We start from the raw sequence: 739 nt of genomic DNA, 5'->3' as shown, positions 1-739 counted from the left end.
GTGGAAGATGTAGAAGAAGAAACCGCTACTATTAGCGTTTCTGGTAAAAAACAATTGACTGCCGGTGATTTTCAAAAGACCCTTTCAGGTTTCCAAATTCTGAATCCAGACCTTGTGATTTGCAATATGGAAACGACTGCTTCTTTCTCAATGACAATTACTATAGAAAAAGGTCGTGGTTATGTGTCAGCAGAGGAGAATGCGAAACCTAACGCAGCTATAGGAGTTATCGCTACAGATTCGATATTTACTCCTGTAAAGAACGTTAAATACTCTATTGAAAATTATCGTGTTGAACAAAAAACAGACTACGAGAAATTAGTCTTTGAAATAAAAACAGATGGTTCAATCCATCCAAAATTCGCTCTTACTGAAGCAGCTAAGACTCTGATACATCACTTTATGTTGTTCTCTGATGAGAGAATAACCTTAGAAGCTGATGAGGTAGCTCAAACAGATGCATACGATGAAGAGTCGCTACATATGAGACAGCTATTGAAAACGAAGCTAATAGATATGGATTTATCTGTTAGAGCACTTAACTGCTTAAAGGCAGCTGAAGTAGAAACTCTTGGAGACTTGGTTTCGTTTAACAAAGCAGACCTTATGAAGTTTAGAAACTTCGGTAAAAAATCTTTGATAGAATTAGATGAATTAGTAGCTAACAAAGGTTTAGTATTTGGTATGGATATATCAAAATACAAATTAGATAAAGATTAACTCGCTCTTGAATTATTTT

General features: G+C 35.2%; 1 protein-coding gene. It reads left to right on the top strand.

Going from position 1 to position 739, the window contains the following annotated elements:
* Positions 1 to 720, top strand: a 720-nt coding sequence (gene rpoA, locus HMPREF9074_RS02065; protein WP_034539550.1) for a DNA-directed RNA polymerase subunit alpha, incomplete at its 5' end; no start/stop codon positions are given.
* Between the last annotated feature and the right edge of the window lie 19 nt (positions 721 to 739).

Origin of the sequence: Capnocytophaga sp. oral taxon 329 str. F0087, assembly GCF_000213295.2 — a bacterium.
Taxonomy (GTDB): domain Bacteria; phylum Bacteroidota; class Bacteroidia; order Flavobacteriales; family Flavobacteriaceae; genus Capnocytophaga; species Capnocytophaga leadbetteri_A.
The sequence above is the reverse complement of the archived record's forward strand: the minus strand, read 5'-3'. Positions and strand labels throughout refer to the sequence as shown.